The sequence below is a fragment of the Streptomyces sp. CB03238 genome, from assembly GCF_002099185.1.
Taxonomy (GTDB): Bacteria; Actinomycetota; Actinomycetes; order Streptomycetales; family Streptomycetaceae; genus Streptomyces.
In genome coordinates, this window is the sequence record NZ_NBCN01000023.1 from 1 (window position 1) to 26,248 (window position 26,248).

The 26,248-nt window shown below is 72.7% G+C and carries 26 protein-coding genes and 1 pseudogene; 4 read left to right on the forward strand and 23 right to left on the reverse strand.

Going from position 1 to position 26,248, the window contains the following annotated elements; all coding sequences use genetic code 11:
* Positions 1-206: 206 nt before the first annotated feature.
* The 10 genes from BKD26_RS40615 to BKD26_RS31230 all read right to left on the reverse strand — a co-directional run bounded on the left by BKD26_RS40615 (position 207) and on the right by BKD26_RS31230 (position 6,797).
* Positions 207-596, reverse strand: coding sequence for a hypothetical protein (locus BKD26_RS40615; RefSeq protein ID WP_084905238.1), 390 nt, complete (start codon positions 594-596; stop codon positions 207-209).
* Positions 597-660: 64 nt separating this feature from the next.
* Entirely contained in the window at positions 661-1,035 is a 375-nt protein-coding gene (crcB, locus tag BKD26_RS31190) for a fluoride efflux transporter CrcB (RefSeq protein ID WP_073756146.1), read from the reverse strand.
* Positions 1,032-1,385, reverse strand: coding sequence for a DUF190 domain-containing protein (locus tag BKD26_RS31195; RefSeq protein ID WP_084905239.1), 354 nt, complete (start codon positions 1,383-1,385; stop codon positions 1,032-1,034). The genes crcB (BKD26_RS31190) and BKD26_RS31195 overlap by 4 nt, the downstream gene beginning before the upstream one ends.
* Positions 1,382-1,885: a fluoride efflux transporter CrcB gene (gene crcB, locus BKD26_RS31200; RefSeq protein ID WP_084905241.1), complete on the reverse strand. Its 504-nt coding sequence runs from the start codon at positions 1,883-1,885 to the stop codon at positions 1,382-1,384. Before crcB (BKD26_RS31200) ends, BKD26_RS31195 begins: the two co-directional genes overlap by 4 nt.
* Positions 1,886-2,007: 122 nt before the next feature.
* The gene (locus BKD26_RS31205) at positions 2,008-2,223 is read right to left on the reverse strand and encodes a hypothetical protein (RefSeq protein ID WP_084905243.1); all 216 of its coding nucleotides are present in this window, start codon (positions 2,221-2,223) and stop codon (positions 2,008-2,010) included.
* A 108-nt stretch (positions 2,224-2,331) separates the two neighbouring features.
* Positions 2,332-3,624 (reverse strand): vanadium-dependent haloperoxidase, encoded by a 1,293-nt coding sequence (locus BKD26_RS31210; RefSeq protein WP_179166769.1) that lies wholly within the window; start codon positions 3,622-3,624, stop codon positions 2,332-2,334.
* A 159-nt stretch (positions 3,625-3,783) separates the two neighbouring features.
* A complete protein-coding gene (locus BKD26_RS31215; RefSeq protein ID WP_084905246.1) occupies positions 3,784-5,100 on the reverse strand; it encodes a phytase in 1,317 nt (438 codons plus the stop codon).
* A 125-nt stretch (positions 5,101-5,225) separates the two neighbouring features.
* Positions 5,226-6,134, reverse strand: coding sequence for an MBL fold metallo-hydrolase (locus BKD26_RS31220; RefSeq protein ID WP_084905248.1), 909 nt, complete (start codon positions 6,132-6,134; stop codon positions 5,226-5,228).
* Between the two features lie 172 nt (positions 6,135-6,306).
* Positions 6,307-6,519 (reverse strand): hypothetical protein, encoded by a 213-nt coding sequence (locus BKD26_RS31225; RefSeq protein WP_084905250.1) that lies wholly within the window; start codon positions 6,517-6,519, stop codon positions 6,307-6,309.
* A complete protein-coding gene (locus BKD26_RS31230; RefSeq protein ID WP_084905252.1) occupies positions 6,516-6,797 on the reverse strand; it encodes a hypothetical protein in 282 nt (93 codons plus the stop codon). The genes BKD26_RS31225 and BKD26_RS31230 overlap by 4 nt, the downstream gene beginning before the upstream one ends.
* A 378-nt stretch (positions 6,798-7,175) precedes the next feature.
* On the opposite strand from BKD26_RS31230, the gene BKD26_RS31235 reads away from it, so the two are divergent.
* Positions 7,176-9,314 carry a SpoIIE family protein phosphatase gene (locus BKD26_RS31235; protein ID WP_084905254.1) on the forward strand — a complete coding sequence of 713 codons (2,139 nt, stop codon included), beginning with the start codon at positions 7,176-7,178 and terminating at the stop codon, positions 9,312-9,314.
* A gap of 25 nt (positions 9,315-9,339) precedes the next feature.
* On the opposite strand, the gene BKD26_RS31240 is transcribed toward BKD26_RS31235, so the two are convergent.
* Together BKD26_RS31240 and BKD26_RS31245 are read right to left on the reverse strand one after the other, a co-directional pair.
* Complete coding sequence (locus BKD26_RS31240; RefSeq protein WP_084905256.1) at positions 9,340-9,861, reverse strand: DinB family protein; 522 nt, start codon at positions 9,859-9,861, stop codon at positions 9,340-9,342.
* 195 nt (positions 9,862-10,056) lie between these two features.
* Positions 10,057-10,629: a YdeI/OmpD-associated family protein gene (locus tag BKD26_RS31245; protein ID WP_084905258.1), complete on the reverse strand. Its 573-nt coding sequence runs from the start codon at positions 10,627-10,629 to the stop codon at positions 10,057-10,059.
* 78 nt (positions 10,630-10,707) lie between these two features.
* On the opposite strand from BKD26_RS31245, the gene BKD26_RS31250 reads away from it, so the two are divergent.
* Positions 10,708-10,998, forward strand: a complete 291-nt coding sequence (locus BKD26_RS31250) for a hypothetical protein (protein ID WP_084905260.1) — start codon at positions 10,708-10,710, stop codon at positions 10,996-10,998.
* A 197-nt stretch (positions 10,999-11,195) separates the two neighbouring features.
* Here BKD26_RS31250 and BKD26_RS31255 read toward each other — a convergent pair whose 3' ends face one another.
* The gene (locus BKD26_RS31255) at positions 11,196-11,816 is read right to left on the reverse strand and encodes an L-threonylcarbamoyladenylate synthase (protein ID WP_084905262.1); all 621 of its coding nucleotides are present in this window, start codon (positions 11,814-11,816) and stop codon (positions 11,196-11,198) included.
* 94 nt (positions 11,817-11,910) lie between these two features.
* On the opposite strand from BKD26_RS31255, the pseudogene BKD26_RS31260 reads away from it, so the two are divergent.
* A pseudogene (locus BKD26_RS31260) lies at positions 11,911-12,094 on the forward strand (hypothetical protein); the annotation flags it as partial.
* A gap of 126 nt (positions 12,095-12,220) precedes the next feature.
* Here the strand turns inward: BKD26_RS31260 and BKD26_RS31265 are convergent.
* Both BKD26_RS31265 and BKD26_RS31270 read right to left on the reverse strand, forming a co-directional pair.
* Positions 12,221-13,009: an SGNH/GDSL hydrolase family protein gene (locus BKD26_RS31265; RefSeq protein ID WP_084905265.1), complete on the reverse strand. Its 789-nt coding sequence runs from the start codon at positions 13,007-13,009 to the stop codon at positions 12,221-12,223.
* Positions 12,996-13,568: a PadR family transcriptional regulator gene (locus BKD26_RS31270; RefSeq protein ID WP_084905267.1), complete on the reverse strand. Its 573-nt coding sequence runs from the start codon at positions 13,566-13,568 to the stop codon at positions 12,996-12,998. Before BKD26_RS31270 ends, BKD26_RS31265 begins: the two co-directional genes overlap by 14 nt.
* A gap of 87 nt (positions 13,569-13,655) precedes the next feature.
* Between BKD26_RS31270 and BKD26_RS31275 the strand changes: the two genes are divergently transcribed.
* Positions 13,656-14,090 carry a nuclear transport factor 2 family protein gene (locus tag BKD26_RS31275; RefSeq protein ID WP_084905268.1) on the forward strand — a complete coding sequence of 145 codons (435 nt, stop codon included), beginning with the start codon at positions 13,656-13,658 and terminating at the stop codon, positions 14,088-14,090.
* A 58-nt stretch (positions 14,091-14,148) separates the two neighbouring features.
* On the opposite strand, the gene BKD26_RS31280 is transcribed toward BKD26_RS31275, so the two are convergent.
* The 8 genes from BKD26_RS31280 to BKD26_RS31310 all read right to left on the reverse strand — a co-directional run bounded on the left by BKD26_RS31280 (position 14,149) and on the right by BKD26_RS31310 (position 26,237).
* A complete protein-coding gene (locus tag BKD26_RS31280; RefSeq protein ID WP_084905270.1) occupies positions 14,149-17,106 on the reverse strand; it encodes a tetratricopeptide repeat protein in 2,958 nt (985 codons plus the stop codon).
* Positions 17,107-17,404: 298 nt separating this feature from the next.
* Complete coding sequence (locus BKD26_RS40620; protein ID WP_179166770.1) at positions 17,405-17,566, reverse strand: hypothetical protein; 162 nt, start codon at positions 17,564-17,566, stop codon at positions 17,405-17,407.
* Positions 17,567-17,700: 134 nt separating this feature from the next.
* Complete coding sequence (locus BKD26_RS31285) at positions 17,701-18,285, reverse strand: TetR family transcriptional regulator (RefSeq protein WP_084905272.1); 585 nt, start codon at positions 18,283-18,285, stop codon at positions 17,701-17,703.
* Between the two features lie 613 nt (positions 18,286-18,898).
* The gene (locus tag BKD26_RS31290) at positions 18,899-21,682 is read right to left on the reverse strand and encodes a DUF5682 family protein (RefSeq protein ID WP_084905274.1); all 2,784 of its coding nucleotides are present in this window, start codon (positions 21,680-21,682) and stop codon (positions 18,899-18,901) included.
* The gene (locus BKD26_RS31295) at positions 21,679-22,791 is read right to left on the reverse strand and encodes an AAA family ATPase (protein WP_084905277.1); all 1,113 of its coding nucleotides are present in this window, start codon (positions 22,789-22,791) and stop codon (positions 21,679-21,681) included. The genes BKD26_RS31290 and BKD26_RS31295 overlap by 4 nt, the downstream gene beginning before the upstream one ends.
* A gap of 49 nt (positions 22,792-22,840) precedes the next feature.
* On the reverse strand, positions 22,841-24,334 hold the full coding sequence (locus BKD26_RS31300) for a VWA domain-containing protein (protein WP_084905279.1): 1,494 nt from the start codon (positions 24,332-24,334) through the stop codon (positions 22,841-22,843).
* Entirely contained in the window at positions 24,331-25,749 is a 1,419-nt protein-coding gene (locus tag BKD26_RS31305; RefSeq protein WP_084905281.1) for a hypothetical protein, read from the reverse strand. Before BKD26_RS31305 ends, BKD26_RS31300 begins: the two co-directional genes overlap by 4 nt.
* The gene (locus tag BKD26_RS31310; protein WP_084905283.1) at positions 25,719-26,237 is read right to left on the reverse strand and encodes a hypothetical protein; all 519 of its coding nucleotides are present in this window, start codon (positions 26,235-26,237) and stop codon (positions 25,719-25,721) included. The genes BKD26_RS31305 and BKD26_RS31310 overlap by 31 nt, the downstream gene beginning before the upstream one ends.
* Positions 26,238-26,248: the final 11 nt, after the last annotated feature.

A 26,248-nucleotide genomic window follows, 5' to 3' on the forward strand; every position in this document is an offset into this window, starting at 1 on the left:
CCCGGTCTCGGTCAGCGGGGCATTACGGTGGGGCACGAGGGCCTCCTCGGATCGGTGCAGATGTCGCAATCCACACCGAACCCGGAGGCCCTCACCCGTTCAAGAACCCAGCACGCGTGTCACCAACGTCTCCGGACAGCACACCTAGAGCCCTGGGGAGGAGTCCGTGCGGCCCGGGGGCGTCGTCGGCGACCGCGCCCCGCCCCCTACCGCCGCCGCATGAGCCGCCGCAGGGACCGGCGTACGAACCGCCGGAGCCGCCGCACCGGCCGGTACGACCCTCGACGCGCCGGTCCCTCCCCGGCACCGCCCGGCGGCACCAGCGGCACCTGCGGCATCAGGTAGCGCATGCCGCCGCTCTCCAGGACGCAGAAGGGCACCCCGCCCATTTCGCGGGGATCACTGACCGTGATGCCGACAGACCGCGGCGGGTCCCCGGGCAGCTCCGCCCTCACCGTGCCGCCTCTGCGCGGGCCGGGCCCGTACGCGACGACCTTGCCGTCCACCAGGACCTCGAAGTCGCCCGAGCCGCCCAGGAACTGGACGGTGATCGAGTGCCCGTCCTGATCGACGTGGAAACGGTGACCAAGGGCCATGACGCGCCTCCCGGGCCGGTACGGGACGCCGTAAACCCAGCGTACGTACGACGGCTGCCGCGCCTCACGCCCAGAGCGCCTCCGCCACCCACACCCCGGCGAAGACGGCGCCCAGGCCGGCGGCCACGCTGCCGGCCACGTTCAGGGCCGCGTAGGACCGCGCCCCGCCCTCCACCAGGCGCAGCGTCTCGTAGGAGAACGTCGAGTAGGTGGTGAGCGCCCCGCACAGCCCCGTACCGAGCAGCAGCCGCAGCCCCGAGGACGCCGCCCCCGCCGCGACCGCCCCCGTCACCACACCCAGCACCAGACAGCCCACGACGTTGACCGTGAACGTGCCCCACGGGAAGACCGAGTCGTGCCGCGACTGGACGGCCCGGTCGGTCAGGTACCGCAGCGGCGCGCCGACCGCCGCGCCCGCGATCACCCACAGCCAGTTCACCGCGCCTTCTCCCCGCCCGCGTACCGGATGACCTCGCACGCGTCGAGCGTGACGAGGCCGTCCGCGACCAGCCCGTCCAGCCGCGGCAGGAACGCCCGCACCCGTTCCTCGCTGTCCACGACGACGACCGCGACGGGCAGGTCCTCGCTCAGCGACAACAGCCGTGCGGTGTGGATCAGGGACGACGCCCCGAAGCCTTCGATCCCCCGGAAGACGGAGGCCCCGGCCAGCCCCGCCTCGTGCGCCCGGTGGACGATCTCGCTGTACACGGGCCGGTGACGCCAGACATCGTTCTCCCCCACGAAGATCGTCGCGCGCAGCGCCCGCGTGCCGCCGTTCGGTTCCGTCATGCCTGCCTCCACGCCAGTACGCGGCGCGTCAGCCACGCCGCCGTCCCCACCGCCGCCAGCGCCGCCACCGGCGTGAGCACGAGATACACCAGTGCGGCCCGGGCCCGGCCGCCCTCCACCAGCTGCTGGACGTCCACCGCGTACGTCGAGAACGTGGTGAACCCCCCGAGCACCCCCGTACCGAGGAAGGGCCGCACCAGCCGGTGGGCCGAGCGGACTTCGCCGATCACCACCAGGAGCACGCCGATCAGCGCGCAGCCGACCGTATTGACGCACAGCGTGGTCCACGGGAAACCGCCCTCGGCGGTCGGCCACATCAGCGAAGCGCCGTAACGGGCCGAGGCACCCACGGCCCCGCCCAGCGCCACCACCGCCACCACCGGCGCCTGCGCCCGCCACGACCGCCGGCGCCTCCTGGGCGGCCGGGGGCGCCGGGGCGCGGACGGCGCGTCGGCCGGGCGGGCGGGGCCGGGGCCGACCGGATGGCGGGGGGCTGTCATGAACGTCCGTCTCCTACGCACAGGCCCCCGCGCAGACGCGCGCACAGCATTGCTCGCGGGCAGGGACGCAGGGCTCAGGTTAACGCGTCACGATCAGCGGCGGCCCACGGCCGGACCGCCCCTCAGCGCCGCCAGCCGTCCAGGGGCCGGAGGTCGGTGTCGGTCAGGGCGCGCCCGGGGCTCTGCGGCTCGGGGCTGCCGGTGTTGCCGTACGACTGCGTCGAGAAGTTGCCGTTCTGGGTGTGCACCCCGCGGTCGCCCACCGCGGAGGCCACGGGGGCGGAGGCACCGAGAACGGCCGCGGCGACGCCGGCGGTGGCCAGCACCTTCTTGATCATGGTTCGTTCCTTACCGTCGAAGCGACCGGGAGTCCGGACTGCGTAACGGTCACGCGACGACAGACGTATGCCGCATTCACCCGTTTGCCGGGCCGGGCGGCCGCACGATCACCTGCGTACCGGCCGGAAGTACCGCTCCAGGGCCCACGCCGACAGCCGTTGGCCGGCGGCGTTCCCGGCGGTGTCGGCGAACCGGGTGTGGATGCCTCCCCAGACGCGGGCGTTCACCACGTCCCGGTTGTAGTCGCGCGCGTGGCGGTAGTGCCGGGTCGTCCCGGTGCCCCTGGACGGGACGAAGAGGTCGACGCGGGAGGTGCCGAACAGCCCGGTGAGGGTGCGCATCAGGGCGCCGCCGGACGTCGCGTGGCCGCTGAGGTAGTCGGGGTGCGGGGGCGTGGTGAGCAGCGGTTCCCAGTGCGGGTCGGCCCGGGTGGCCGGATTGCCGTCCCGGTCGGCCTCCCGGATCGCGGTGACGGGCCGCCACGTGCCGTAGTGGAGCTTGGCGTCCCAGGCGGTGACGACCGCGTCCAGCTGGGTGGTGTTGGCGGCCGCGTACAGACGGGCCGTGTCGACGATGTCGAAGCGGTGCCGGTCGGCGTGGTCGCCCAGCGCCTTCTGGATGTCCAGGTCGGTGAAGTACCGCGCGGTGTCCGTCTGCCAGGGCGTACGGGCCGATCCCTCCCTGGCGCCGAACGCCCGCACCTCGGCCAGGTCCCTGGCGTACCGGACGGAGGTGAGCCGCGGCGGGGGAGGCGGCCGGAACCGGTCGGGGGTCCCGATCAGCATCGGGCGCAGCCGGCCCAGCCAGGCGTCGGCGAAGGGCTGGTGGCCCGGTGGCGTGGGCCGCCACACACCCGGGGCGGGGCGCGCGGGGAACGCAACCGGCGCGCCGCGGCCGTCCCCGGCGCGCAGCGCGAGGATGTGGTCGGCGGCGCGCTCGCCGAAGGCGACGCCCTCGTCCTCGGCCCGGCCGTCCGGTACGCGCGCCAGGCTCGCGGCGTACACCTTCCGCAGCCGAGGCGCGGCCGCCGGGAAGGAGACCCGCAGTAGCCGGTACGCCGCGGCCGCCGCGGCCGCCTCGGAGGACGCCGTACGGGGGCCCCGCGCGGTACGGCGGTACGGCTCGTACCGCCCTTCGATGCCGACCACCGCGTTGTACACGGCCGTGGCGACGAACGCGTGCCAGACCATCTCCTCCGGGACGGTCAGCCTGCCCGCCGGGTCGACCGTTGTGGTGACGGTGCCCATCCACTCGCTGACCACCGCGCCCGACGCCGGGGCGCCGGGCCGCGCCGGCCCGGCGGTGGCGTGCGGAGCCGCCGACGCCAGTGCCGCCAGCCCGGTCGCGGCGGCGACCGCCACGGCGGCACGCGCTGAGCATCGTCCTGCTCCAGTCCGCACGGCAAGCTCCTCACGCCGGTCACCCCCTCCGTCGCTACAGCTGTTGACCCCGAGGCGGCCGGGGAACCGCTCCGCCGTCGGGGCCTGCGCTGTCCGGGGCAGTCACGCCACCCGGACGGAGTCCTGGGCGCCGGTCGGCCGCTTCAGCCGTTGGCCGCTTCAGTCGTCGACGCGGTCCAGGACGTCGCCGAGGTCGACGAACGCGAAGTTCGTGGCCGCGCGGTCGCCGTCCACCGGCGTGTCGTGGCCGTCCTGGACGACCAGCAGGCCGCGCGGGTACTTCGTACCGAGCGGGGCGTTGAGGACGGCGGCGCCGTCGCACTCCTCCGACCCGTCGAGGGCGCCGTCGGCCGTGGCGGTGACCCGGAAGCCGCCCTCGTACTCGTTGGCGTCCTCCAGTTCGCGGTCGTACAGGGCGAAGGTGTCGTCGCCCTGGCTGGAGGCGAGGACGTAGCCGTCACCGTCGGCCTCGGTGAGCAGGGTCAGGCCCTCGACGTCGGCCGCCAGGCGGGTGCCGCCGAAGCCGGGGTCGGCACCGGGGGCGCACTCCTCGCTCTCCTCGTCGTACACCGCCGGTACGCCGTACTCGCGGACGCGGTCGACGAGCTTCGGCGCGGCGCCCGTCAGGTCCGCGCGCATGCGCCAGATGCCGACGTCCTCCTGTCCGGCGTACAGCATGCCGTTGGCCGGGTCGACGACCATGCCCTCGACCTGGGGCAGCTCGCCCGGCTCCCCGCAGGGCGTCCACGACGTGCCGTCGGGCAGCCGGAACGAGGACGGCAGGTCCAGGCTGCGGACCTTGCGGTAGGTGACCGTGCCGGCGGGGGTGGGGGTGAGCTCCAGCAGGACGACGGTGGTGCGGTTGCGGCGGCTGACGAGGGCGTAGGAGCGGCCGGTCGCGGGGTCCGTCCAGGTGGCGAGCCCGTAGGCGGTGTGCTGGTCGTTGATCTCGTCCTGGTTCGCGGAGAAGACCGGCGGGGCGGCGGGGTCGGTGATGTCGGTGAGCGGGCCGGCGGCGCGGCCGGGTGCGATGCGGTGGATACGGAGCCGGTCGTGGCCGCGGTCGGTCGTCACCGCGACGTCCGCGCGGCCGGACGGCAGCCGCAGACCGTGGACGAGGTCGACGTTGTTGAAGCGGCCGGGTGCGTCGTCCGGACCGGCGGCCGGGGGAGCGGGGACCGACTGCACCTCGCGGGCGTCGAGGTCGTACACCCGCAGGCCGCCTTCCTTGGCGGTGGCGATGACCAGGCTGCGGTCGGGCTGGGCGGCGTTGCGCCAGATCGCCGGGTCGTCGGCGTCGGCGCTGCCGCCCGCCTCGTCGTCGTACAGCGTGGCGGTCTCCGCGCGGGGCGCGACGCCGGGCAGTGGCCTGAGCGTGCCGGCGGTGTGGGCGCCGGCGGGAACGGTGGCGGTGAGCGCCGCCAGTGCCGTACCGAGGACGAGCGCGGCCGACCGGACGGGACGGTGCCTGAACACGAGAGGGAACCCCTTGCTGTCGGGAGCATGGCAAGCCGGTGTCGAGCCTCGGGTGGTTCGGTGACCGGCTGCCTTACGCCGGGTGTGCCCCTCGTGAACTCATCGCGTCATGGTCCGCCCGTCGCTCAGGTGGGCGCGCCCGGCGCGGGCGCCTCGGCGGGCATCTCCTCAGGCACCCTCACCGGGCCGGGCACCGGCTCGGGCACTGGCCCGGGCGCCGGCTCTGGCGCCGGACCGCCGGGCTCGAAGCCGGCCAGCAGCCGCTCCAGTTCCTGCTGGTCGGGGCCCAGGAAGGGGTCGGCTCCGGGCGCGGCGCTGATCGCGTCGACCATCCGGGGCGTGAGGCCGGTGGCCGGCGGCAGGTGCGTGCCCAGCACGATCTCGGGGTCCATCTCCCGCAGCGGCCGCACGGTGGCGAGGTACTTGTCGACGTCCACGGTGTGCACCCACGGGCTGTCGACGGTGGCCCACAGCAGCTGCGCGGCCCGCAACTGCTCCGGAACCAGCGCCCCCGCGTCACCGCCCTCGGCGAGGTCCGCGCTCGGCATGGGCGCCCCGAAGCAGTCCGAAGTGAAGCAGGCGCGCGACCTGGCGTCGTAGAAACCCACCGTCGCGGGATTGTCGAAGAGCGGCGGCCGGAACGCGGCGAGCGTACGGTCACCGACATCCAGGGACTGGCCCGGGTTCAGCAGGAACACCCGCTCCAGGGGCAGTGGCCGTTCGGTGGACATGATCCCGGCACCGATGTACGTAGTGACGATCCGCGCCTGCGGAGCCGCCTCCAGCAGCGCGAACAGCCCGCCCGTGTGGTCCCGGTCGGGGTGGGTCAGCCATATCCACCGCACGTCGGCGGGGTCGATCGCCGAGCCGAGCACCGCCAGGAAGTCCCGGTCGGGCAGACCAAGACCGGTGTCCACGACAACCGGCGCCTCGGCGTGCAGGACAAAGGCGTTGACCGGCAGGAAACCGATGCCGGGCACCTCCAGGCAGTCCGCGAGGACAGTGATGTCGCGGCCGACTCTGTGCATGGTCATGGTGGAACTCCGATGCCCCCGGCAGTGGAGAACGCTCGCGGCCGCCGACAGGAAGCCGGCCCGGTCCGCCCGTTCCGCGCTCCCCACTCCTCCATGGTGGTCCCACCCGCACCGGACAGAAAGGTCATCACCCCACAAAAAAGGTAGGTACGTGCGGCACCTTCCTCCACCGCTACGGCCTGGTGGCACGCGCGATGAACTCGTCCCGGTGGCGACGGTCTTTGCCGGGCGGCGGCGTGATCGCCGGGACGGTACCGAAGCCGGAGTGCTCCTCGATCAGGACCTGTTCCTTGCCCGTCGTGCCCTTCGCGCCCTTCCCGGTCTCCTGGGACTGCAGGACGAGGACGTCCCTGCCGATCCACATGTCGATGACGACCGACGTCATGCCCTGCTCTTCGCCTCCGCGACGTACCCGTCGCGGAGGCCCTTCTCCAGCGCGGGCCCGCTGTACGCCGCGAGCTCGTCGAGCACGACCGTGCCGCGGTAGTGGTCGGCGGGACGGCCGCCGACCTTCTCCTCGGCGATCCACGCCGTCGGCTCCGTCGCGGCCGGCGCGCCCGCGAACTCGTCGACGTACCCCGCCGCCCGCATGTCACCCGCGGCGGTGTAGCCGCCGAGGTCCATGCGGTACCAGCTCTTGCCGGGCACCTTCTCGGTCTTCACATAGCGGTCCGCCTGCTGTCCGCCGGCGCCCGCTCGTCCCGGCTCGCGCCGCCGCCGTCGGAACCACCGTCCCACCGCACCCCGCCGGCACCATCGTGAGCGCCGCCCCAGCGGCCGCCGTCATGATGCCCCGCCCCGTCGTCCGCACCGTCCGCATTCCGTCGTACGTACTCGGTATTCGCCTTGATCCCGGCCATCTGCCCAGGTCACCCCGCGGTTCTATTGGGTGAGGCCCCGGCCGCCCGCTCGCTGCGGCGGTGGAGTTCGGGCGCGGGAGCCGGTGGTACTCGGTCTGGCAGCCGTTGCGGCCACCGGCGTGCGTGCGCGTGCGTGCGCGCCGGTATGGAGGCACGGTGGCAGCATCGGAGAGGAGCGGTCATGGGCGGCGCAGAGGGCATCCCGGCCGACCGTGGCGCGCTGGGCGGCGGGCCGGCAGCGAGGTCGCGAGCCGGAGCGGAGGCGGGAGCGGGGGCGGCCGAGCCGTCGTCGGCGGAAGGGCTGCTGGACGTCCTGGGCGTGGCCGCCGTGGTGCTGGACGCGGACGGGCGCATCGTGCTGTGGAGCCCGCAGGCCGAGAAGCTGCTGGGATACACGGCCGAGGAGGCGCTGGGCCGGTACGCCGCGCAGCTCATGGTCGCGGAAGAGCACTTCGAGCAGGTGCTCCACCTGTTCGACCGGGTGATGAGCAGCGGGGACGCGTGGTCGGGGGAGTTCCCCGTACGGCACAAGGACGGCACCGCGCGGGTGCTGGAGTTCCGCAACATGCGGCTCCTGGACGACCGGGGCGACTACTACGCCCTGGGCCTCGCCACCGACCAGGCGACGCTGCGCAAGGTGGAGCGGGACCTGGCGCTCTCGGTGCGGCTGGTGGACCAGTCCCCGATCGGGCTGGCGGTGGTGGGCACGGACCTGCGGTACGTGGGGGTCAACGCCGCCCTGGAACGCATCGACGGCCTGAGCGCCGAACAGCACAACGGCCGGCGGGTCGCCGAGCTCCTCCCGTTCGTCAACGCCGCGTCGGCCGAGGAGTCGATGCGCAGGGTCCTGGACAGCGGCGTACCCCTGCTGGACCGCCAGATGGTGGGCCGTACCCCCGCCGACCCGGACACCGATCACGCGTGGTCGGTGTCGCTGTACCGGCTGGAGGACGTGGGCGGCCGGGTGCTGGGGCTGGCCTTCTCGGTGATCGACGTGACCGACCGCTACCGCGCGGCGACGGAGGCCGAGCGCGCACGCGACCGCCTGGCCCTGGTCGCGGACGCGTCGGTACGCATCGGCACCACGCTCGACCTGGAGCAGACCGCCCGCGAGCTGGCCGACATCGCCGTGCCCGAGCTGGCCGACGTCGCCGCCGTCGACCTCCTGGACACCGTGCTGGAAGGCCGCCCCGGCCGCATACCGGCCGGCGGACCGGCCGTCATCCGCGCCCTGGCCGTCGCCGCCGCCTATCCGACCGCCGCGGTCCAGGCCGCCGACCCCCCGGGCGAACCCGCCCACTACAGCGCCGACCGGCTCGTCACGCGCTGCGTACGCACCGCCCGGCCGGTCATGGTGCCCGAGGTCGACGACGACGCCCTGTCCTGCATCGCCCGGGACGATCACGCGGCGCAGCTCCTGGCGCGGGCCGGCGTCCACTCGTACCTGGCCGTGCCGCTGATCGCGCGTGGCGAGGTCCTCGGCGCCCTCGACCTCAAACGCGCCCGCAACCCCCTGCCGTTCACCGACGACGACGCCCTGCTCGCGAGCGACCTGGCCGCCCGCGCGGCGGTGTGCATCGACAACGCCCGCCTCTTCCGCCAGCAGCGGGAGACCGCGCTGACCCTCCAGCGCAGCCTGCTCCCGGAGACGCCCCGCCACCTCGTCGGGCTGGACGTCGCCTCCCGCTACCAGCCGGCCGGGGTGGGCAGCGAGGTGGGGGGCGACTGGTTCGACATCATCCCCATGGACGACGGGCGGACCGCCCTCGTGGTGGGCGACGTGATGGGCAGCGGCATCAACGCGGCCACCACCATGGGCCGGCTGCGCACCGCCACCCAGACCCTGTCCCGGCTCGCCCTCGGACCGGCGGAGGTCCTCCGGCACCTCGACGAGATCACCGCCGGCCTGGAACCCTCCCTCGCCACATGCGTGTACGCCGTGTACGACTCCCGGCGCGGCCAGTGCTGCCTCTGCACCGCCGGCCACCCCCCGCCCGTACTCATCCGCGCCGGTGACGGCCCCCGGCTCCTCGACCTCCCCACCGGCGCCCCCCTGGGCGTCGGCGGCGTCCCCTTCCACGACGTCACGGCCGAACTGGCCCCGGGCGACCGGCTGGTGCTCTACACCGACGGCCTGGTCGAAACCCGCGACCAGGACATCGACACCCGCCTCGACCGACTGCTCGAACTCCTCCGCATCCCGGACCCGTCCCTGGAGGACACCTGCGACCGTCTCCTGCGCGAGCTGCGGTACGGCGGCAACCACGACGACGTCGCCCTCCTCGTCGCCCGCGTCCGCGACCGCGCTCCGTCTCCTTGACGCTCCGGCGCCCGGCGCCCCGCGTCTACTGCCCCACGCGGCCGTCGATCCGCTCACGAAGGAAGTCGGCGTGCCCGTTGTGCCGGGCGTACTCCTCGATCATGTGCACCAGCACCTCCCGAAGCTGAACGGGCTTTTCGCCGTTCGTGCCGGTGAGGCCGAGATCGGACGCCTCGGCCACGAACCGTTCCGCGAACGCGACTTCCGCCCGCCACGTGTTCCAGGCCTCCGCGACGACCTCGGGGTCGGGCACCGCGCCGTTGAAGTCCTCGTCGGGGTCGGCGCCGGAGCGGTAGTGCAGCGGCAGGTCCTGTCCCGCCATCACCCGCCGGAACCATTTCTGTTCCACCCTTGCCATGTGGCGCACGAGTCCCAGTAGCGACAGATTCGACGGCTCCACCGAACGACGAGCCAGCGCTGCGGCATCAAGACCGGAGCACTTCAGTTGGAGCGTCAGCCGCTGGTCGCGCAGATACCCGGCGAGGACGGCCCGTTCACCCGCGAACCCCCCATCGGTCCGCAGGTCCTCATCTGGGGCGACGAACATGTTCGACCACCCGAAGTGCCGGGCAGGCCGCTGCTCAAGGTGTGCACTGGCATCGTCTGGCATGCCCAAGATCATGGGCGATCCGCGCCGGATCCGCCAGGGCGGCGAAGGGACCGGAAAGCGATCGCCCCGGCGGGGCACCGTCCCTCTACTCTCGCCGGAGCGGGGCGTCTCGTCGGCTCCCTCCAGGGCTCTTCACCCCCGGCCTCCCACCAGCGTGCGCAGCGCTTTTTCGAGCCGGGACTGCCTGGTCTCCGGTGTGGGCGCCTGAAGCAGCGGCAGGGTGATCAGATAACGTCCCGTCTTGTCGAGCGCCTCGAACGCCTCCTTGGCCCCCGGGTCCGCATCGAGGGCCGCGGCCAGGTCGGGCGGTACCGTCGCCGTCTTCTGCGACTCGTAGGCCCTCGCCCACCGCCCGTCCTCCTGTGCCCTGCGCACCTCGGCCAGCCCGGGCTCGCGCATCCGGCCCGCGGCGGTCAGCATCGCGACCTTTTCGACGTTGACCTGCGACCAGAGGCTGTTGGGCCGGCGCGGCACGTACTTCTGCAGGTAGTGGTCCTCGTCGAGAGACCGCCGCTGCCCGGAGATCCAGCCGTAGCACAGCCCGATGTCGACGGCCTCCTCGCTCGTCACCGTCGGGATGCCGGACTTCCTCTTGGCCATCTTGATCCACACACCCTCATGGCGTGCGCAATGCTCGGCCAGCCAGCTCTCGAACGCCTCGGCGTCCGCGAAGGCGATGATCTCCACTCCGTCGAGTTCTTCCATGGGCCCACACGCTATCGCCCGCTCGATCACCACCGGCACGAGCCGTGACTGGTGGTCGATTGGGGCGTTGGTGGGGTTATGACCAAGACTCAGCGTGTTCTCACCGTTCTCGCCATCGCCGCCGGCGCTTCCGCACTGGCGGCCCCCACCGCGGGAGCGGCCATCGTGCCCGCTCCGGGGCCCCAGGGGCCGTCCCTCCTCAACCGGGTCGACAATCTCGCGTCGATCGCTGTCGCTCCCGAGCACCGTTCCCAGGTGCCCACGGTGACCGAGCAGTTCGACGGCCTGGACGGGCTGCAGCGCCTGGGCGAGGTGCGACAGCTCATCGAGCCGGTGGCGCCGGTGCTGTGGCTGCTGCCGGTGGGCTAGGGCTGTGGGCCCATTCGTCCGGCCGAGCCGGGAGCGGCCTGGCGGGGCGTGAGGGCGGCCGTCGCCGCCACTGCGGGGCGTCTCGGCGGTGGCCGCCGACTTCCGGCGCGGGCCAGGCGGCGTCGTCCCGTCCGGTGCGGTGGCCGGCCGATGCCGCCGGTACCGACACGACGTGGTGGCCGGACCGGGCCGCCCGGCTACTCGAACCGCGCCGCGTCGCCCGCTCCTCGGCGTACGATCTCGGCTTCGCCGCCGGAGAAGTCGATGACCGTGGTCGGTTCGGTGCCGCAGTCACCCGAGTCGACCACGGCGTCCACCACGTGGTCGAGCCGCTCCTTGATCTCCCAGCCCTGCGTCAACGGCTCTTCCTCGTCCGGCAGGAGCAGCGTGCTGGAAAGCAGCGGTTCACCGAGTTCGGCCAGCAGGGCCTGAGTGACCACGTGGTCGGGGATCCGGACCCCGACCGTCTTCTTCTTCGGGTGCATCAGCTGACGCGGCACCTCCTTCGTCGCGGGGAGGATGAAGGTGTAGCTGCCGGGCGTCGCCGCCTTGATCGCGCGGAACACGTCGTTGTCGACGTGCACGAACTGACCCAGCTGCGCGAAGTTCTCGCACACGAGGGTGAAGTGGTGACGGTCGTCGAGGTTCCGGATCGACCTGATCCGGCCGATGCCGTCACGGTTGCCGAGCTGGCACCCCAGGGCGAAACAGGAGTCCGTCGGATACGCGACGAGCGCGCCGGAGCGGATGATGTCGACCACGCTGCTGATGGTGCGCCGCTGGGGGTTCTCGGGGTGTACGTCGAAATACTTCGCCATCCGCCGAGCCTACGCGATCAGGCCACGCGCGCTCACGCGGCGGGACGGCGTCGCCGCGCCGCGGGCCCTCCGGGCCAAGGGAGCGAACCGGATCCTGTGGGTCGCGGAGAGGATGATCCGTCCTCAGTTCCCCCCTGGCGGTGCACGACGCGGCACGCGCGTACTTCCTCGACCTCAACCGCACCGTGTGGGAAGGCCTGCCCGAGCGGGAGAGCGTGCGGGACCACCTGGAGGGCAACCGGCCGGCGTTCCTCGACGTGGCCCGAGAGGGTATCGGGCAGCCCCTGCCCCGCCGGTCGCGAACCGGACCGGGCGGCGCGCAAGGTAACCGGCGGTGCGTCGTGGAGCCGCATCAGCGGAACCACCCGCCGCGCGTGCTCATCGTTGCCCGGGCCGAGGGGTGATCACGAGCCGGCCGCTGCGTTCAGGGGCAGGAGCTCGGGGCGTTTCGCGGTGCGGCCCTCGCCGGAGGACCGGCCGCGCAGGCGGCGTCCGAGCCAGGGGCCGAGGAACGCGTACGCCCAGCGCAGTTCGGCTGCTGCGGCTTGGCGTGCTGTGGGGGCCGCCCGCGGGGGCAGGGGGATCGTCCAGGCGTCGTCGCTGCCGGGCAGGTGGAGGGCGTGGGCGACGGCCGCGGCGATCCGCTCGTGGCCCAGGGGGCCGGCGTGGAGCCGGTCCTCGGTCCACAGTCTCGGGTCGGTGGAAACGGCGTGCCGGCCGGTGTCGGCGACCGTGACGCCGTGACGGGCGGCCGCGGCGCGGATACGGGCGTTGAGGCCGGACACGCGGAACCTCAGCGGCCGGGCAAGCGGTGCGATCCGCCCCACGTCGGGGAAGGTCAGGGTCACGACATGGGCCCCGGTGGCCGAGAGCGCGGCGAACATCTCCTCCAGGTGCCCGGCCACCTCCGCCGCGTCGAAACGGGGCCGGAGCAGGTCGTTGACCCCGGCGGCGACGGTGGCCAGGTCGGGGCGCAGGGCCAGGGCGGGCGCCAGCTGTTCAGCGTGGACCTGGCCGGCGACACGTCCCCGTACGGCGAGATTGGCGTACCGTACACCGGGGTTGACGGCCGCGAGGTGCTCGGCGAGCCGGTCGGCCCAGCCTCGTACGCCGACGGTGTCGTCACCGTCGCCGAGCCCCTCGGTCATGCTGTCGCCCAGGGCGACGTAACGCAGGTATTCACCGCTCGGCATGGGACGTCTTCTGCCTCTCCCGTAGAACGGCCGCGATCCGCAGGCACCAGTCGCGGTGCTCCTGCTCGAAGGTGAGGCCGCGCAGGCACGTCAGGTACGGCCCGATCCGGTCGCCGCGGCGCAGGAACTCCTCTTCGTCCGCATCGCCGCGCATCTGCCGCAGCAGCTTGCTCAGGAGCTCGGCCTTGGCCTCGGCCACGGACGCACGCTCTTCGAGCTGCTCGATGACGGGGGCGGTGCCGATGCGGTCGGCGGCCTGGACCTTGACGAGCAGATCGTCGCGGATGAACGACGGCTTCGACGCGGCCTCGGCGAACCTCTCCAGCTCGGCACGACCGGCCTCGGTGACCCGGAACAGCCGTTTGTTGGGCCGGGCCTCCTGGACCACCTGCCGCCCCTCGACGAGCCCGTCCTTCTCCAGCCTGGTCAGCTCGGCGTAGAGCTGCTGGGGCAGGGCGTGCCAGAAGTTGGCGACGCCGATGTCGAACGCCTTCGCCAACTGGTACCCGCTGTACTCACCGTCCAGCAACGCCGCCAGCACGGCATGTCGCAAGGCCATCGAAAGCGCCCCTTCCCTGTCCTCGTCCGCCTCTGACATCATACTCAAAAAAGTGACTAGTCGTATTGTTGGGTATGGGGAGGGGCCATGGAGAAGACCGCCGAACGTTTCCGCGCCGCAGTGGAGGAGCGCGATCTCGCCGCACTGGACGACCTGTTCACCGAGGACATCCGCCTCTACAGCCCGGTGAAGTTCACCCCTTTCGAGGGCAGGCCCATGGTGCTGGGACTCTTCGGAGTCCTGATGCGTACCTTCGAGGACCTCCGCTACATCGGACACTTCGAGGGCGCGGCCGAGACCAGCGGCGACGGCGACGAAGCCCCGTCGGTGATCCTGCCCTTCCGCGCCACCGTGCGGGGCAAGCAGATCCATGGCATCGATCTGCTCCACTTCGACGAGACGGGCCGGATCAAGGAGTTCACCGTGATGGTCCGTCCTCAGTCCGCCGTGCACGCACTGGGGGAGGCGGTTCTCGCCGGCCTGGTCGCCGACGGCCTCGTCCCCGGGGCCGCCGACCGCTAGAGCCGGCGGATGGGGCGCTGCCCGGCGCGGCAGGGCCTGCGCGTATGCGAGCGGGGCATCAGCCGTGTGGTGGGTCGAGGAGGGTGCCGCGAAGCCGGTCAGCGGCGTCGGGGCGGCCTTCGGCGGCCAGTTGCGCGGCGAGGCGGGAGCCGACCGAGTGATGCATCCCCCTGATGTTCACGGGGACGGCCTCGCACCGCGCGATGACGCCCGTGGCGTCGCTGAACAGGGCGACGGCCTCGTCCAGCCGGGCGCCGCCCGCCTCGGCCCGTATCCCCGTGGCATTGAGCAGCGCGAACGCGAACCGCGGGGCGACCCCCGGGTCACCCGCGGCCATCCGGCGGCGCACGGCCGTGCACTCGTCCGCCACGGCGACGGCCTCATCGAGCCGACGTGCCACCAGCAGCATGGTGCTCAGCGCCCCCAGGGCCTCGGCCAGCGTGTGCGCATGGGCGTCCGGCTGCCGTGCGGCCAGGCGACGCATGATCGCCACGCCTTCGCGGGCCACGGGCAGGCCCTCCGCCGGCCGCCCCGCCTGGAGCAGCCGCAGGGCCAGCCCGGACAGCACATCCGCCAGAGGGCGCTCGTAGACGGCGGGATTCACGGCGGAAAGCCGCCGGTACAGCTCCGCTGCCTCGTGTGCCGCGGGGACGCTGTCGTGGTGGCCCGTGCGGCCCAGGGCGGCGGCGAGGTTGGACAGGGCATTGGCGAGAGCCGGGGTGTACGCGGACGGCTGCGCTCGCGCGAGCCGGCGCAGGAGAGTCACGCCCTCCCTCGCCGTCGTCACGGCATCCTCGGGGCGGCCGGTGTGCCCGTGGCACAGACCGAGCGCGACCAACGCCGCCGAAAGGTTGGGCTCGTGCCGTTCGGGATCGGCCGCGGCCAGCCTCCGGTGCAGGGCCACACACTCCTCCGCCGCGGCACCCGCCTCCTCCCAGCGGTCCGCGCGCGACAGGTCACGCCCCAGGGTGAGCAGGGCGCTCGCGAGGTTGGGCAGGAACCGCTCGTCGCGGCCGGCCAGCCTCCGCAGCACGACGATCGCTTCCTCGGTGGCCGCCAGCGCCTCCGCGCGCCGCCCGAGCGAGGCCAGCCGGGTGCCGTGCGTCTTGAGCGCGATCGCGAGGTTGGCCTCCACCTCAGGAGCCACGGCAGGGTCGGCCGGCCGCTGCGGAACGATCCCCCGTAACTCCGCGAGGGCGGCTTCGGACACAGCCAGGGCCTCCTCCCGGCGCCCGGCGTGGTAGAGCCGGATGCCGTGTTCATGGCGCCGGATGGCGCGGTCGTTGGGGTGTTGGGCGCGCGCGAGCCGGTGCGGGAGCAGGCGGCTGCTGACAGCGGCGATGCCCGCGTCCAGGTCGGGGCTCGGCCGTTGGTACGACGGGAAGTGCGCGGCGATGGCTTCGAGCAGCTCCGGGGTGATGTCGTCGAGCGCGGCGAGGGTGGTCAGCGCCGCGCTGCCGCCGGCGACGGCGAGCCGGGGCGCGGCTTCGATGAGCGGGAAGAGGTGCCGTGGGCCGACGTGCGGCCACCGCTGGGCGGCGGCGGCCAGGAAGGTGACGGCGCGGGGCGTCCAACTGGTCCACCCCGCCCGGCCGTCGGCCGTTGCACGGCCGGATGTGTCACGGAGCGGAGACGCGCCAGGGCCGGCCGGTGTGTCAGGAGCGCCGGAAGTGCCGGGCACGCCAGGTGTGTCGGTGCTGCCGGGGGTGCCGGGCACGCCAGGTGTGTCGGTGCTGCCGGGGGTGCCGGACGTACCGGCGCCGCCCGTGAGGAGCGTGCCGACGGTCTGGCCGGCCCAGGGCTGTGCCGGGTAGTCGGCCTGGTGGCCTGAGAGGGTGAGCGCGAGGAAGTCCTCGCTGAGCCGGTCCGGGTAGAGCGGTTCCAGGACGGTGTCACGGGCCGGATCCGCCGGGGGGTAGCACACGGCATGGTCCGCGAGGACCCGCTCGACCGGCACCCGGATGTCCAGCCGGCCGACGGCGGCCCGCCCCTCGTCGGGCGCCACCGGCCCGGTGAGGGCGGCGGTGAAGACCGTACGGTTCATGACGTCCGGCGGTGTGACGAACACCGTGCCGGACGGGGCGATCTGGTGGCCGCCATCACCGTGGAGCCGCGCCCAGTGGAGGTGCTCCCGGTCCAGGAGATAACTCGTCAGCCCGGCCAGGTCGGTCGGCGCTCGGCGGCCGGTGCGGCGGGCGTCGACGGCGACCAGCGCGGCCATGTGCACCGCCAGGGTCAGGCCGAAGTCCGCCCCGCTCAGCGCGGCAGGCGCGGTGATCCCGGCGGGCGGGACGCCGTACCGGGCGGCGAAGCTGTCGCGGGCAGCGGCGAACATCTCCGCCCGCGGGGCCACGGCCCCGGCCTCGTCGTCGGCGCCCTCGGACAGCGGCGGCAGGAACTGGGCGGACGTGCCCGCGCGGCGGTCGGCCAGAGCGGCGCGGACACCGGGCCACGTGTCGTCGCTGCGGGCGAGGAGCAGAACGCGGGCGCCGCCCCCGTCCGGCCTGTCCAGCAGCGCGTTGCTCAACAGCCACAACAGGTGCGACAGCGGCCAGCGGTCGGCATAGTCCACGATCAGCAGCGTCCCGGGTCCGGCAGTGGCAGTGGCCGAGGCCCTGAGGTCCTGGCTCCCCGGAGGCGGCAGCACGGTGCCCGGGCCGTGCGTCGCGGTGACGACCTGCCAGCCGGCGCCCGCCGCCTCCGCCGCGAACCGCTCGGCGAGCCGCGTCTTGCCCTGCCCGCCCGGGGCGTGCAGCCACCGCACGGCGAGCGGTGGGCCCTCGTCCCGCCATCGCCGCAGCGACGCCAGCTCGGCGTCACGCCCGGTGAACTCCACCACCCGGAAACGGGCGTTGAGCATCCGGCTCGGCACCTCGCGCAGAAACGCGTCGTCCGGCGTGAACTCCGCGCTCCACCGCTGCAGCACGTACACCGGCACGCCGTCGCCGAAGACATGGATGTCCGCGCCCACCACACCGTAGGCGAAGCCGCTCTCGGCGCGTACGGACTGCCTCACGAGCGCGCCTCCTAGGGATCCGACACGTCGACCCGGTCGCTGCCGGGCCATCGTACGCTCCGGCGGTGACGCAGCGAACGGTGAACTACAGGGCACCTGCGCCCCGGATTCGAGGGCGTACGCGGAGAGTTCGCCCGGGGCTCCGCCGAGCGCCACCGTGGACGGTGAGACTGTCGTGGACCTGTGGGGCGGTCACGGGCGGACGCCCGCGGCGACCTGCGTGGAGTCGCGCGGTGAGGCGCTTCGGCCAGGGCAGTGCAGCGTGTTGTTGCCCCACCCCGAAGCGGATCTCCACTTCTCAGGTGACCAGGAGGCAGCGGACGTAGACGACCTGGGTGGCCTTCACGGCGGGCGCCTCACCTTGGGCTGCTCCCATGGAGGGGGTGGCAGCGAGGACCGCCCCCACTGTCACGGCGCACAGGGCGGCGACGGTGACGTGGCGGGTTCTGAAGGGACGCATGGGTGCCTCTCTTCCTCTCACGGGGGCCCGTTGCCCTCTGGAGGAAGTCGGCAGAGCCGGAAGGCAGCAACTCGCCATGCCACCGCACTGACGCTCGCCGCTCCGTCTTCAGCGCGTCCGCCGCCGGTCGCGCGCTATGTGTCAAGGGTGGGGTTCGGCGTCAGGACGCGGCGGAGGAGGGTCTCGATGTGACCGCGCTCGGGTGTTGTGGTGCCGGCCAGGCCACGCATGGTGAGGCCGTTCATCGTTGCGGCGGCAGCGGTGGCGGTGACGGGGTCGGTGTAGTGGGCGAGGGCCTGGACGCTGAGTTCGACGTACTGATCGGCGAGCGGCCGCAAGGCGGGGCGGCGCAGGGCGGCGAGGTAGAGCTCGAACTCCATGACCTGCTGGTCGCGCTGGGCGCCGAAGCAGCCGAGGAGTACGTCGGTGAGCAGGATCGCGAGGTGGTCGGTGGTGAGGCCGGGACGCCGGGCGACCCACTCCTCGAGGTAGGCGGCGTAGCGGTCGACGGAGCGTTGCAGGGCGGCGGTGATGAGGTCGTCCTTGGTGGCGAAGTGGTACGTGGTCGCGCCCAGGGGTACGCCCGCTTCTTCGGCGACCGCGCGGTGGGTCAGCCCCTCGATGCCTCGTGCCGCGATGATCCTCTCGGTCGCGGCGGCGATCTCCTCGATCCGTCGTTGCGGATCACGGCGGCGGCGTACGGGCTTCTCGGCTGACACGGGCCTCTCCTTCACCTCGTACGGCCAAATCCAGTACAGCAGTACTGTAACGGGCCCCTTGCGGGGCGGCCTCGAGGGGCAGTGAGGGTCACAGCGGGCGTGTCCTTGCCGTTCTCCGCCGCGCGTGGCGGCAGGATGTCCGTAATGCACCTCTGGTCGGTTTCTTGTACAGTACGAACGTACTGTCCCCACCGCCGGCAACCACGCCCACCGGCCCACCGGCACCGGGCGTCAGCCGCCGGCACCTGGCCACTGGCCGACCGGCACCGGGTGTCGGCCACCGGCCCGCCGTCCCGCCGTCCTCCAGGTCGGCACCCGGTCACCGGCCCATCGGCGCCGAGTGCCGGGCATCGGTCCACCCGCGCCCGGCGCCCGGCCGCTGGCCGACCGGCTCCCGCCCTAAGGCACCGGGCACCGGGACGTCGGCCACCGGCATCGTCCGGCTCATTGACGCCGAGCACCGGGCATCGGTCCACCGGCGCCCGGCACCGTGCGGCCGGCCCGCCGGCACCGGCCCACCGGGTGACCAGCACCCAGCACCGGGCACGGGTGCCGCCGGGCGGTGGTGGCTGGGCGTGGGTGGTCCGTTGCGTGGGCCTTCCGGCGGGGGAGGTCATGCGCCGGCCAGCAGCACCTCCAGTGCCACGGCCGTCTCCGGATGGCGACCGGCCAGTGCCACGCCTGACGGGCCGGGTTCCGTTGCCTCCCATGCTCCGTCGCAGCCCAGCAGGCTCGCCACCGCGTCGCACGTCGCGGGGTGGGCGGCGAGCAGCGCCGCCCGCCCCGGCCGATGCGCCGCTTCCGGTTCCGGCTGCGCCAGCCATGGCGGCACCCACGCGTCCAGCGCGGCGAGCCGGCCGGGGAAGATGCGTCCGGCCTCACGGATCAGGAGCGGGGCCAACTCGGCGCCGCCCGATCGCAGGGTGGTGATCAGGGCGGGCAGCCACGGCAGCAGCACCGGGTCCGGCAGCCGTCCAAACGCGTTCGACACCGCCTCCACGACGAAGTCGGTGAGGCCCGGGACGGGCTCCAGCGCGTGTACGAGGCCGCTCAGGTAGCGCGGATAGGCGGGCACCACCAGGGGATTGCCCAGCAGCTCGTCGCACCTCGCCCGGAGGTCCGCGCGGGAGAGGAGCCCGAGCTGCACCTGGGCCGCCCACAGCAGCGCCGTCTTCGACGGGTCCTGCGGATGCGACTGGGCGACCGCCAGCTCCAGTTGGGTCCGGTCGCAGCCCAGTGACAACGCCAGGCCCTCCATGCTGAACAGGAAGCCCAGCATCGCCGCAACGTGGCGGACCGTGGCGTCGTCGTCGGTGAACGCCGTCGGCAGCAGGGTGCAGTAGTGCGCGTATCCGGCCTTGACGAAGGACTCGATCCACGGTGGCAGCACCGGCTCGCTGGTGCGGTAGTGCGCCAGCAGCCGCCGCACGCGGCGCAGCACCTCCGGTGCGCCGTCGACGCTGCGTTCGGCCGACAGCACCTCCAGGGCGCGGCTGCCCAGCTCGTCGGCGAGACGGCGGCTGCGCAGGTACAGCGTCGCGTCCTCGACGGCTTCCAGGACGGTCGCCGCGGTGGCGTGCGGACCGTATGCCGTGCGGCGCAGGCGCTGCTCGAGGACCTGTTCGATGCTGACGCCCTCGTAGCCGAGCTCGATGAGCGCACGCTGGTGGGTGCCCAGCGCCAGATCCCACGACTCCTGGATCGGCCGCTCGCCGAGGCGCCGCTCGCCCATGATGGGCCGTGCGGCGCCCTGCGGCATCAGGTACCGCAGCATCCACAGCACGTCGGAGCACCGCTCCAGTCCGGGCTGGGAGGCGATGTCCAGCAACGCCCGCTGCACGCCGCGCTGCTGAAGCTTCAACTGCAAGGGCGCGAGCCGGTCGTGTACGTCACGTGCCAGGGGCGGCAGCGCGTCGTAGCCGACCTGGCCGACCCGGTCGCCGCCCATCATGATCTCCACCAGCCGGCGCACATCGCGCCGGCCCGGCACGGCATCCTTCTCAATGCAGGTGACGGCCGCGTCCTGGAAGTCGTACGGCGTCGGCCGGGCCCGGTCGCGCATTCCGGCCAGCAGGATCGACGTCTCGAACACCGCGATGGCGTCGGCGGTGGAGGCGAGATAGCCGTTGCGGCGCGCGGCGCGCACGATCTCCACCGACCAGCCGAGCAGTTCGGCCTCGTCCAGCCGGTCCAGGACGGGCGGCTGTCGCAGGAAGCCGGTTAGCTTGTCCGAGGGAGGAACCGCCGGTACGGGAGCCGGCGCGGCCGTGGCCTTCTTGGCCTTCGACGTCCTCGCCCCCGCCTGTCCCGCCAGGCGGAACGGCTCCACGCGGGTGCGCCTGACGTTCTTCGCCCAGACCGTCGCGGCGATGGACACCGAACCGGCGGCGAGGCCGAACTGCGCCTCGATCGCCGCGTGGCTGGAAGGGATCAGGCCGTGCTGCCACGTGGTGGCACTGCGCGGACCGATCTCGAAGGTGTCCGTGCCGTGGACCCCGAACTCCGGGACGCGGCTGGCCGCGTGGAAGGCGCCGCAGACGTACAGACAGTCCGCGGGATCGGTGCCGGTGGCGGCCAGGTGCTCGCGCATCCTCGTCCACATGTAGCGCTCGCGGTCCCCGTCCACGCGCACCCGATGGGGATCGCCGGGCGCCAGGCGCCTGAAGAGGCTGCCGATCAGGAGCATGACCTGGCGGTAGGTGTCGTGGTCGCAGTCGCCGAGCGGCAGCTCGACGTACTGGTGCCACCACTCCGACCAGTGCCGCACCTTGCCGTGGCGCAGCAGGTGCTCCTCAAGATCGGCGAAGCGTGGCCGCAGGTCACCGATCTCCACACCGACCGCTTGGCCGTGCAGCGCGGCCTCCTCCTCGGCGGGCGGCGCGTCCGGGTCGGCCGGCTCGGCGGAGTGCGTCCCGCGGGCGTCCCACTGGAAGACGTGGTCGGAGGAGCGGTCGACGAGGACCAGTTCGACGCCCGGTGTGTCCAGGGCGTAGGCGATCGCCTGGTACTCGGCCGAGGCCTCGGTGATCGGTGCGACCACCGACAGCGGGGACCACTCGGCCGGGAATCCGTCGACCTCGGTCGCGAATGCCTGGACCGCCACCGGCAACGTGCAGTTGCGCAGTTCCGTCAGCAGTGGCGCCATGTCCTCGCACAGTTCCAGGTACACGACCTTCGGCTGCTTCTCCCGCAGGCGGCGTGCCATGGCGATCGCCGAGGCGGGCGAGTGGTGACAGACGGGGAAGATCTCCAGTGGCTCGCGCACCGCGCGGTCGACGTCGTCGACGATGCCGAGGAGGATGCCCTCCAGCGCGTCGGGCCCGTCGGCGAATGTCGCGGCGGCCTCCTGCAACTGCCCGCGCAGTGCCTCGAAGGTCCCCTCGTGCGGACCGCTCATGACAGGGCGGCGATCGCGTCGCGGCCGCCCTCCAGGAACTCCGGCCAGGAGCCGCCCTCGTCCTTGCTGCGCGGTTCGACGACGCCGTGCAGGTACTTGTTGAGGATGGCGAGGTCCTCGGGCTCGCGGCGGGTCAGCGACCCGACGAGCGAGGAGGCCAGCGTATGGGCGGTCAGAGCGCGCTCGCCGAAGAAGTTGCTGTGCAGGATCGCGTCCTCGAGCACGCCGATCTGTTCGGCCGTGGACAGCGCGGACTCCAGCTTCTCGTCGTCGCTGCCGGCCGCGGCCGCCGAGGCCCGGAGATCGGCGAAGCTCTGCAGCAGCACGTCCAGCAGTGTCGGCGGCACGTCCAGCTCGATCTGGTGGCGTCGCAGCAGCTCCTCGGTGCGGAAGCGCACGATCTCCGCCTCGCTCTTCTTGTTCGTCACCACCGGGATGCGTACGAAGTTGAAGCGGCGCTTGAGCGCGGAGGACAGGTCGTTGACGCCCCGGTCGCGGCTGTTGGCGGTGGCGATGACCGAGAATCCGGGCTTGGCGAAGACGATGTTGTCACTGTCCAGTTCCGGGACCGAGATGTACTTCTCGGACAGGATCGAGATCAGTGCGTCCTGGACGTCGCTGGTGGAGCGGGTGAGTTCCTCGAAACGGCCGATGGACCCGGACTCCATCGCGGTCATGATCGGCGAGGGGATCATCGACTCCCGGGACTGGCCCTTGGCGATGACCATGGAGACGTTCCAGGAGTACTTGATGTGGTCCTCGGTGGTGCCCGCCGTGCCCTGCACGACCAGTGTGGAGTTGCGGCAGATCGCGGCGGACAACAGCTCGGCCAGCCAGCTCTTTCCCGTGCCGGGGTCGCCGATGAGCAGCAGGCCGCGGTCGGAGGCCAGCGTGACGATGGAACGCTCGACGAAGCTGCGGTCGCCGAACCACTTCTGGGCGATCTCCCGCTCCAGGCCGTCGGAGCGCTCGGAGCCCAGGATGAACAGGCGGACCATCTTCGGGGACAGGCGCCAGGAGAAGGGCTTGGGGCCGTCGTCGACGGACTCCAGCCAATCGAGCTCCTCGGCGTACTTGATCTCGGCGGGGGCGCGCAACAGGTCGGACATAACAGGGCCTTTCTCAGCGAGTCTTGAGGAATGTCCAAGCGGGGAACGTCTAAGCGAGGAACGTCTTGAGTTCGTGGACCAGCTTGCGGATGTGGCCGGAGAGCACCGGCGTACCGAGGTCCTTGAACCGCTCCCGGAACCACGGGTTCACGCTGCCGCGCCCTGAGCTGGTCACCGAGCCGACCGGGATGAACTTGGCTCCTGAGCGGTGAATGGCCGCCATGCTTTCGAACAGCGGCTCGGTCCGCCATTCGTAGAAGTCGGAGATCCACACCACCACGGTGTTGCGGGGCTCGGCGATCTTGGGTTGGGCCAGTGCCATGGCGACCGTGCCGTCGGTACCGCCGCCGAGATTGGTGCGCAGCAGGGTCTCGAAGGGGTCATGCACCCAGGGCGTGAGGTCGAGTGCCTGCGTGTCGTACGCGATCAGGTGGACGTCCACCTTCGGCAGCCCGGCGAAGATCGACGCCAGGATGGTGCAGTTCACCATCGAGTCGACCATCGAGCCGGACTGGTCCACAACGACGATGAGCCGCTGGGGCGTCGTCCTGCGGGCGGTGTGCCGGTAGTAGAGGCGGTCGACGTACAACCGCTCCTCCTCCGGGCTCCAGTTGGTCAGGTTCTTCCAGATCGTGCGGTCGAGGTCGAGGTTGCGGAACACCCGCTTGGGCGGGACGGAGCGGTCCAGGGCGCCTGCCGTGGCCTTCTCCACCTGGGTGCGCAGCACTTCGGCGACCTCGTCGACGAAGCGGCGGATCAGGGCCTTGGCATTGGCCAGGGCCACGCCCGAGAGGTTGTTCTTGTCCCGCAGCAACTGCTCGATCAGCGACATGCTCGGGGTGAGCTGCGCGGCGAGCCTGGGATCGGCCAGTACCTCACGCAAGCGCATCCGCCTGACCAGGTCGGCCTCGATGGCGCCGAGTTCCGGGCGGATCGCCGGGATCAGCCGACCGAGATCGGGCGTCGTACCGCGGCCACCGGTGCCGGTCGGGCTCACGCCCTTACCGGCCGAGCCTCCCCCGATTCCCGTACTCGCCCCCACCCCTCCGCCGGCGCGGCCGCCACACAGTTCGCCGGGCTTGCAGCCCAGTGCGCGCTCCAGCCAGCCCGCGTCGGACTGCCACCGGGCCAGCTGTCCGGCCGTGACCGTGCCGGAGCCGGAGGCGAAGACGTTGAGCAGCACCTTCGACACCAGTGCCGCGCGCCGCACTTCGCCGGCGCGATCCCGACCGCCCTCGTCGTCGGTGGGCTCGGGCGCCATCAGACCGTCGAACTCGGCGGCCAGCTCCGGGTGGCGCTGGACGATCGAGTCGACCGAGGCCTGGGGGTCCAGCAACGCGGACGGCAGGCCGATGTCCTCGACGACGGCGAGGCTCGCCGACTCCAGCGCGGCCTGCTCCTCGTGGTCGAAGAGGCGGGCGAGGAGCCGCCAGTACAGCACCTGACGGCGGTTGTCGTGGGGGTCCGCCCCGGGCGTCGGCGAGGTTGGCTCCTCGGCCGGTCGCCCGGCTGCGGCCGTTGGCCCGCTCGTGTGCTCGGTCATTTCCGCAGCAACCTTCCGGCCCGCTCCCGCAGCACTGCCACGGCGTCGGTCGCGGCCTTCTCCGCCTTGATACCGGCCTTGTCGGTCGTACCCCCGGCCCATCCGCCGGCGTGGAGGGTGACGGCCTTCTTCCGTACGGTGGTCTCGACGGCCAGGGGCTGGACCCGATACGAGTCGGCGTCCCAGCGGAGCAGACCGATGCACGCTCCGGACGCCGCGACGGCCTCGGGGGTGAGCGGTCCGGCGGCCGGAACGCGGTCGGTGTCGACGGCCAGGGCGTACCCGGCGGCGGTGAACGTCAGTCCGTCGTCGTCACTGTGAGCGGTGTAGCCCTCCAGGAACACGGGTACGGCGATGCGGGCCGGGTGCCGGTCCAGCGGCGCGGTCACCGGATCGGTCGCGGCGGGAAGGGCGACGCGAGCGGTGGCGAAGGCGTCGGTGGGCTCACCCGGGCGGGCGTGCTCGTCGCTCCAGAGCAGATCACCCTCCGCGGTGATCGGCATGCCGGCCAGGTCCATCGAGCGGCCTTCGCCGACGGCTGCCAGGAGCGACATGTGCGGACGGAGCAGCTGCCAGAGCCCGGCTCCGACGACCGTGTCCGGCTTCGGCGCCGACACGGCCGCACGCACCAGGCGGGGCGCGGAGCCGTCCGCGGGCTCCAGCACCGCGTGGACCTGGGCCTGTACGGCGGTGGCATGCTCATGGACGTCGACCCCGAGGGGCAACAGGCGGCCGCTCGCCGTGTCCGTCGTGGACGCGCCGGCGGCGCCGGGCAGCGTCAGCAGCATTGCACGCGACCACAGGTCGGCCCAGCGGCGTACCGGAACGCGCTCCAGGGTCGCGCCGGGGCAGGAAGCGGCCAGTTCGGCGGCGAAGCCGTCGAGGAGCGTGGCCAGGCGGCGCAGCAGGGGGTCCGGAAGCATCGCGGAGACCACGTGCGCCGCCCCGGAAACCACGTCGTGGTCGACTCCCCGCCACCCGGCGCGTGCCACATCGGCCAGCCAGGAACGGGCGGCGGCGAGTACGTTCGCCGCCTGCTGCCCAGCGGAAGCCGGGGTGGTCGCCTCGTTGCGGGACCGGCCGGTCGCCTCCCCGACGCGGGTCATCAGCGCGTCATGGACCGAGCCGAGCAGCGCGGTGCGGGCGGCGGCGAGGGCGACGAAATGGTCCTCGCTCGCGGCTCCGTCCGCCGTCTTTTCGGCCGCCTCGGCGACCCTGGACGCCAACGGGGACCCCGCCACGGCGTGGGCGAGCCGGGCCAGACCGGCGGCCTGGGCGGGTTGCGGACGGAGCAGGCCGACGACGAGAGCCTGGTCGAAGGCGTCGACGGCCTCCAGGGCTTCGTCGAGCCCGGCGACGGGTTCGGAGAGCAGGTCGACGCGCATTACGCCACCGCCCTGGTCGGCGGGAACCACTGCATCTCCGGCAACGGCCCCGTGCCCGGGGCGAGTTCCAGGTAGGCAAGATGGCGCAGAAACCGGCTGAATACGGGCGCGGCGGCATTGGTGTCACCGCGCGGTGGACGTGCGTTGCTCATGTCGGCGGTGATGGTCTGCGCGCTGGGCGCCCCGTCCACGGTCTCGGCCCTCAGGTAGCGGGCGACGCGCTCGGCGCCGTACTGCAGGACCGCCTCGTTGATCAGGGCGCGGATGTGATTGCAGAACGAACCGCGCGCGCCGCCGCAGTGCCGGTTGTTGTTGGTGCTGCAGGTGAACGCGTAGGTGCCGGCCGCGACCGACGAGACATAGACCCTCTCGATGTCCGAGCCACTGGACACCACGCCCTGCAAGCGCCCGTCGGCCAACTCGACGAACGGCACCTTGGCGAGCTTGCGTGGCCGTGCGGGCGCTGTCACCCGCGCCGTGCTCGACCTCTCCCAGTCTGACAACGCACCATCTCCCATGCGTGAGGGGG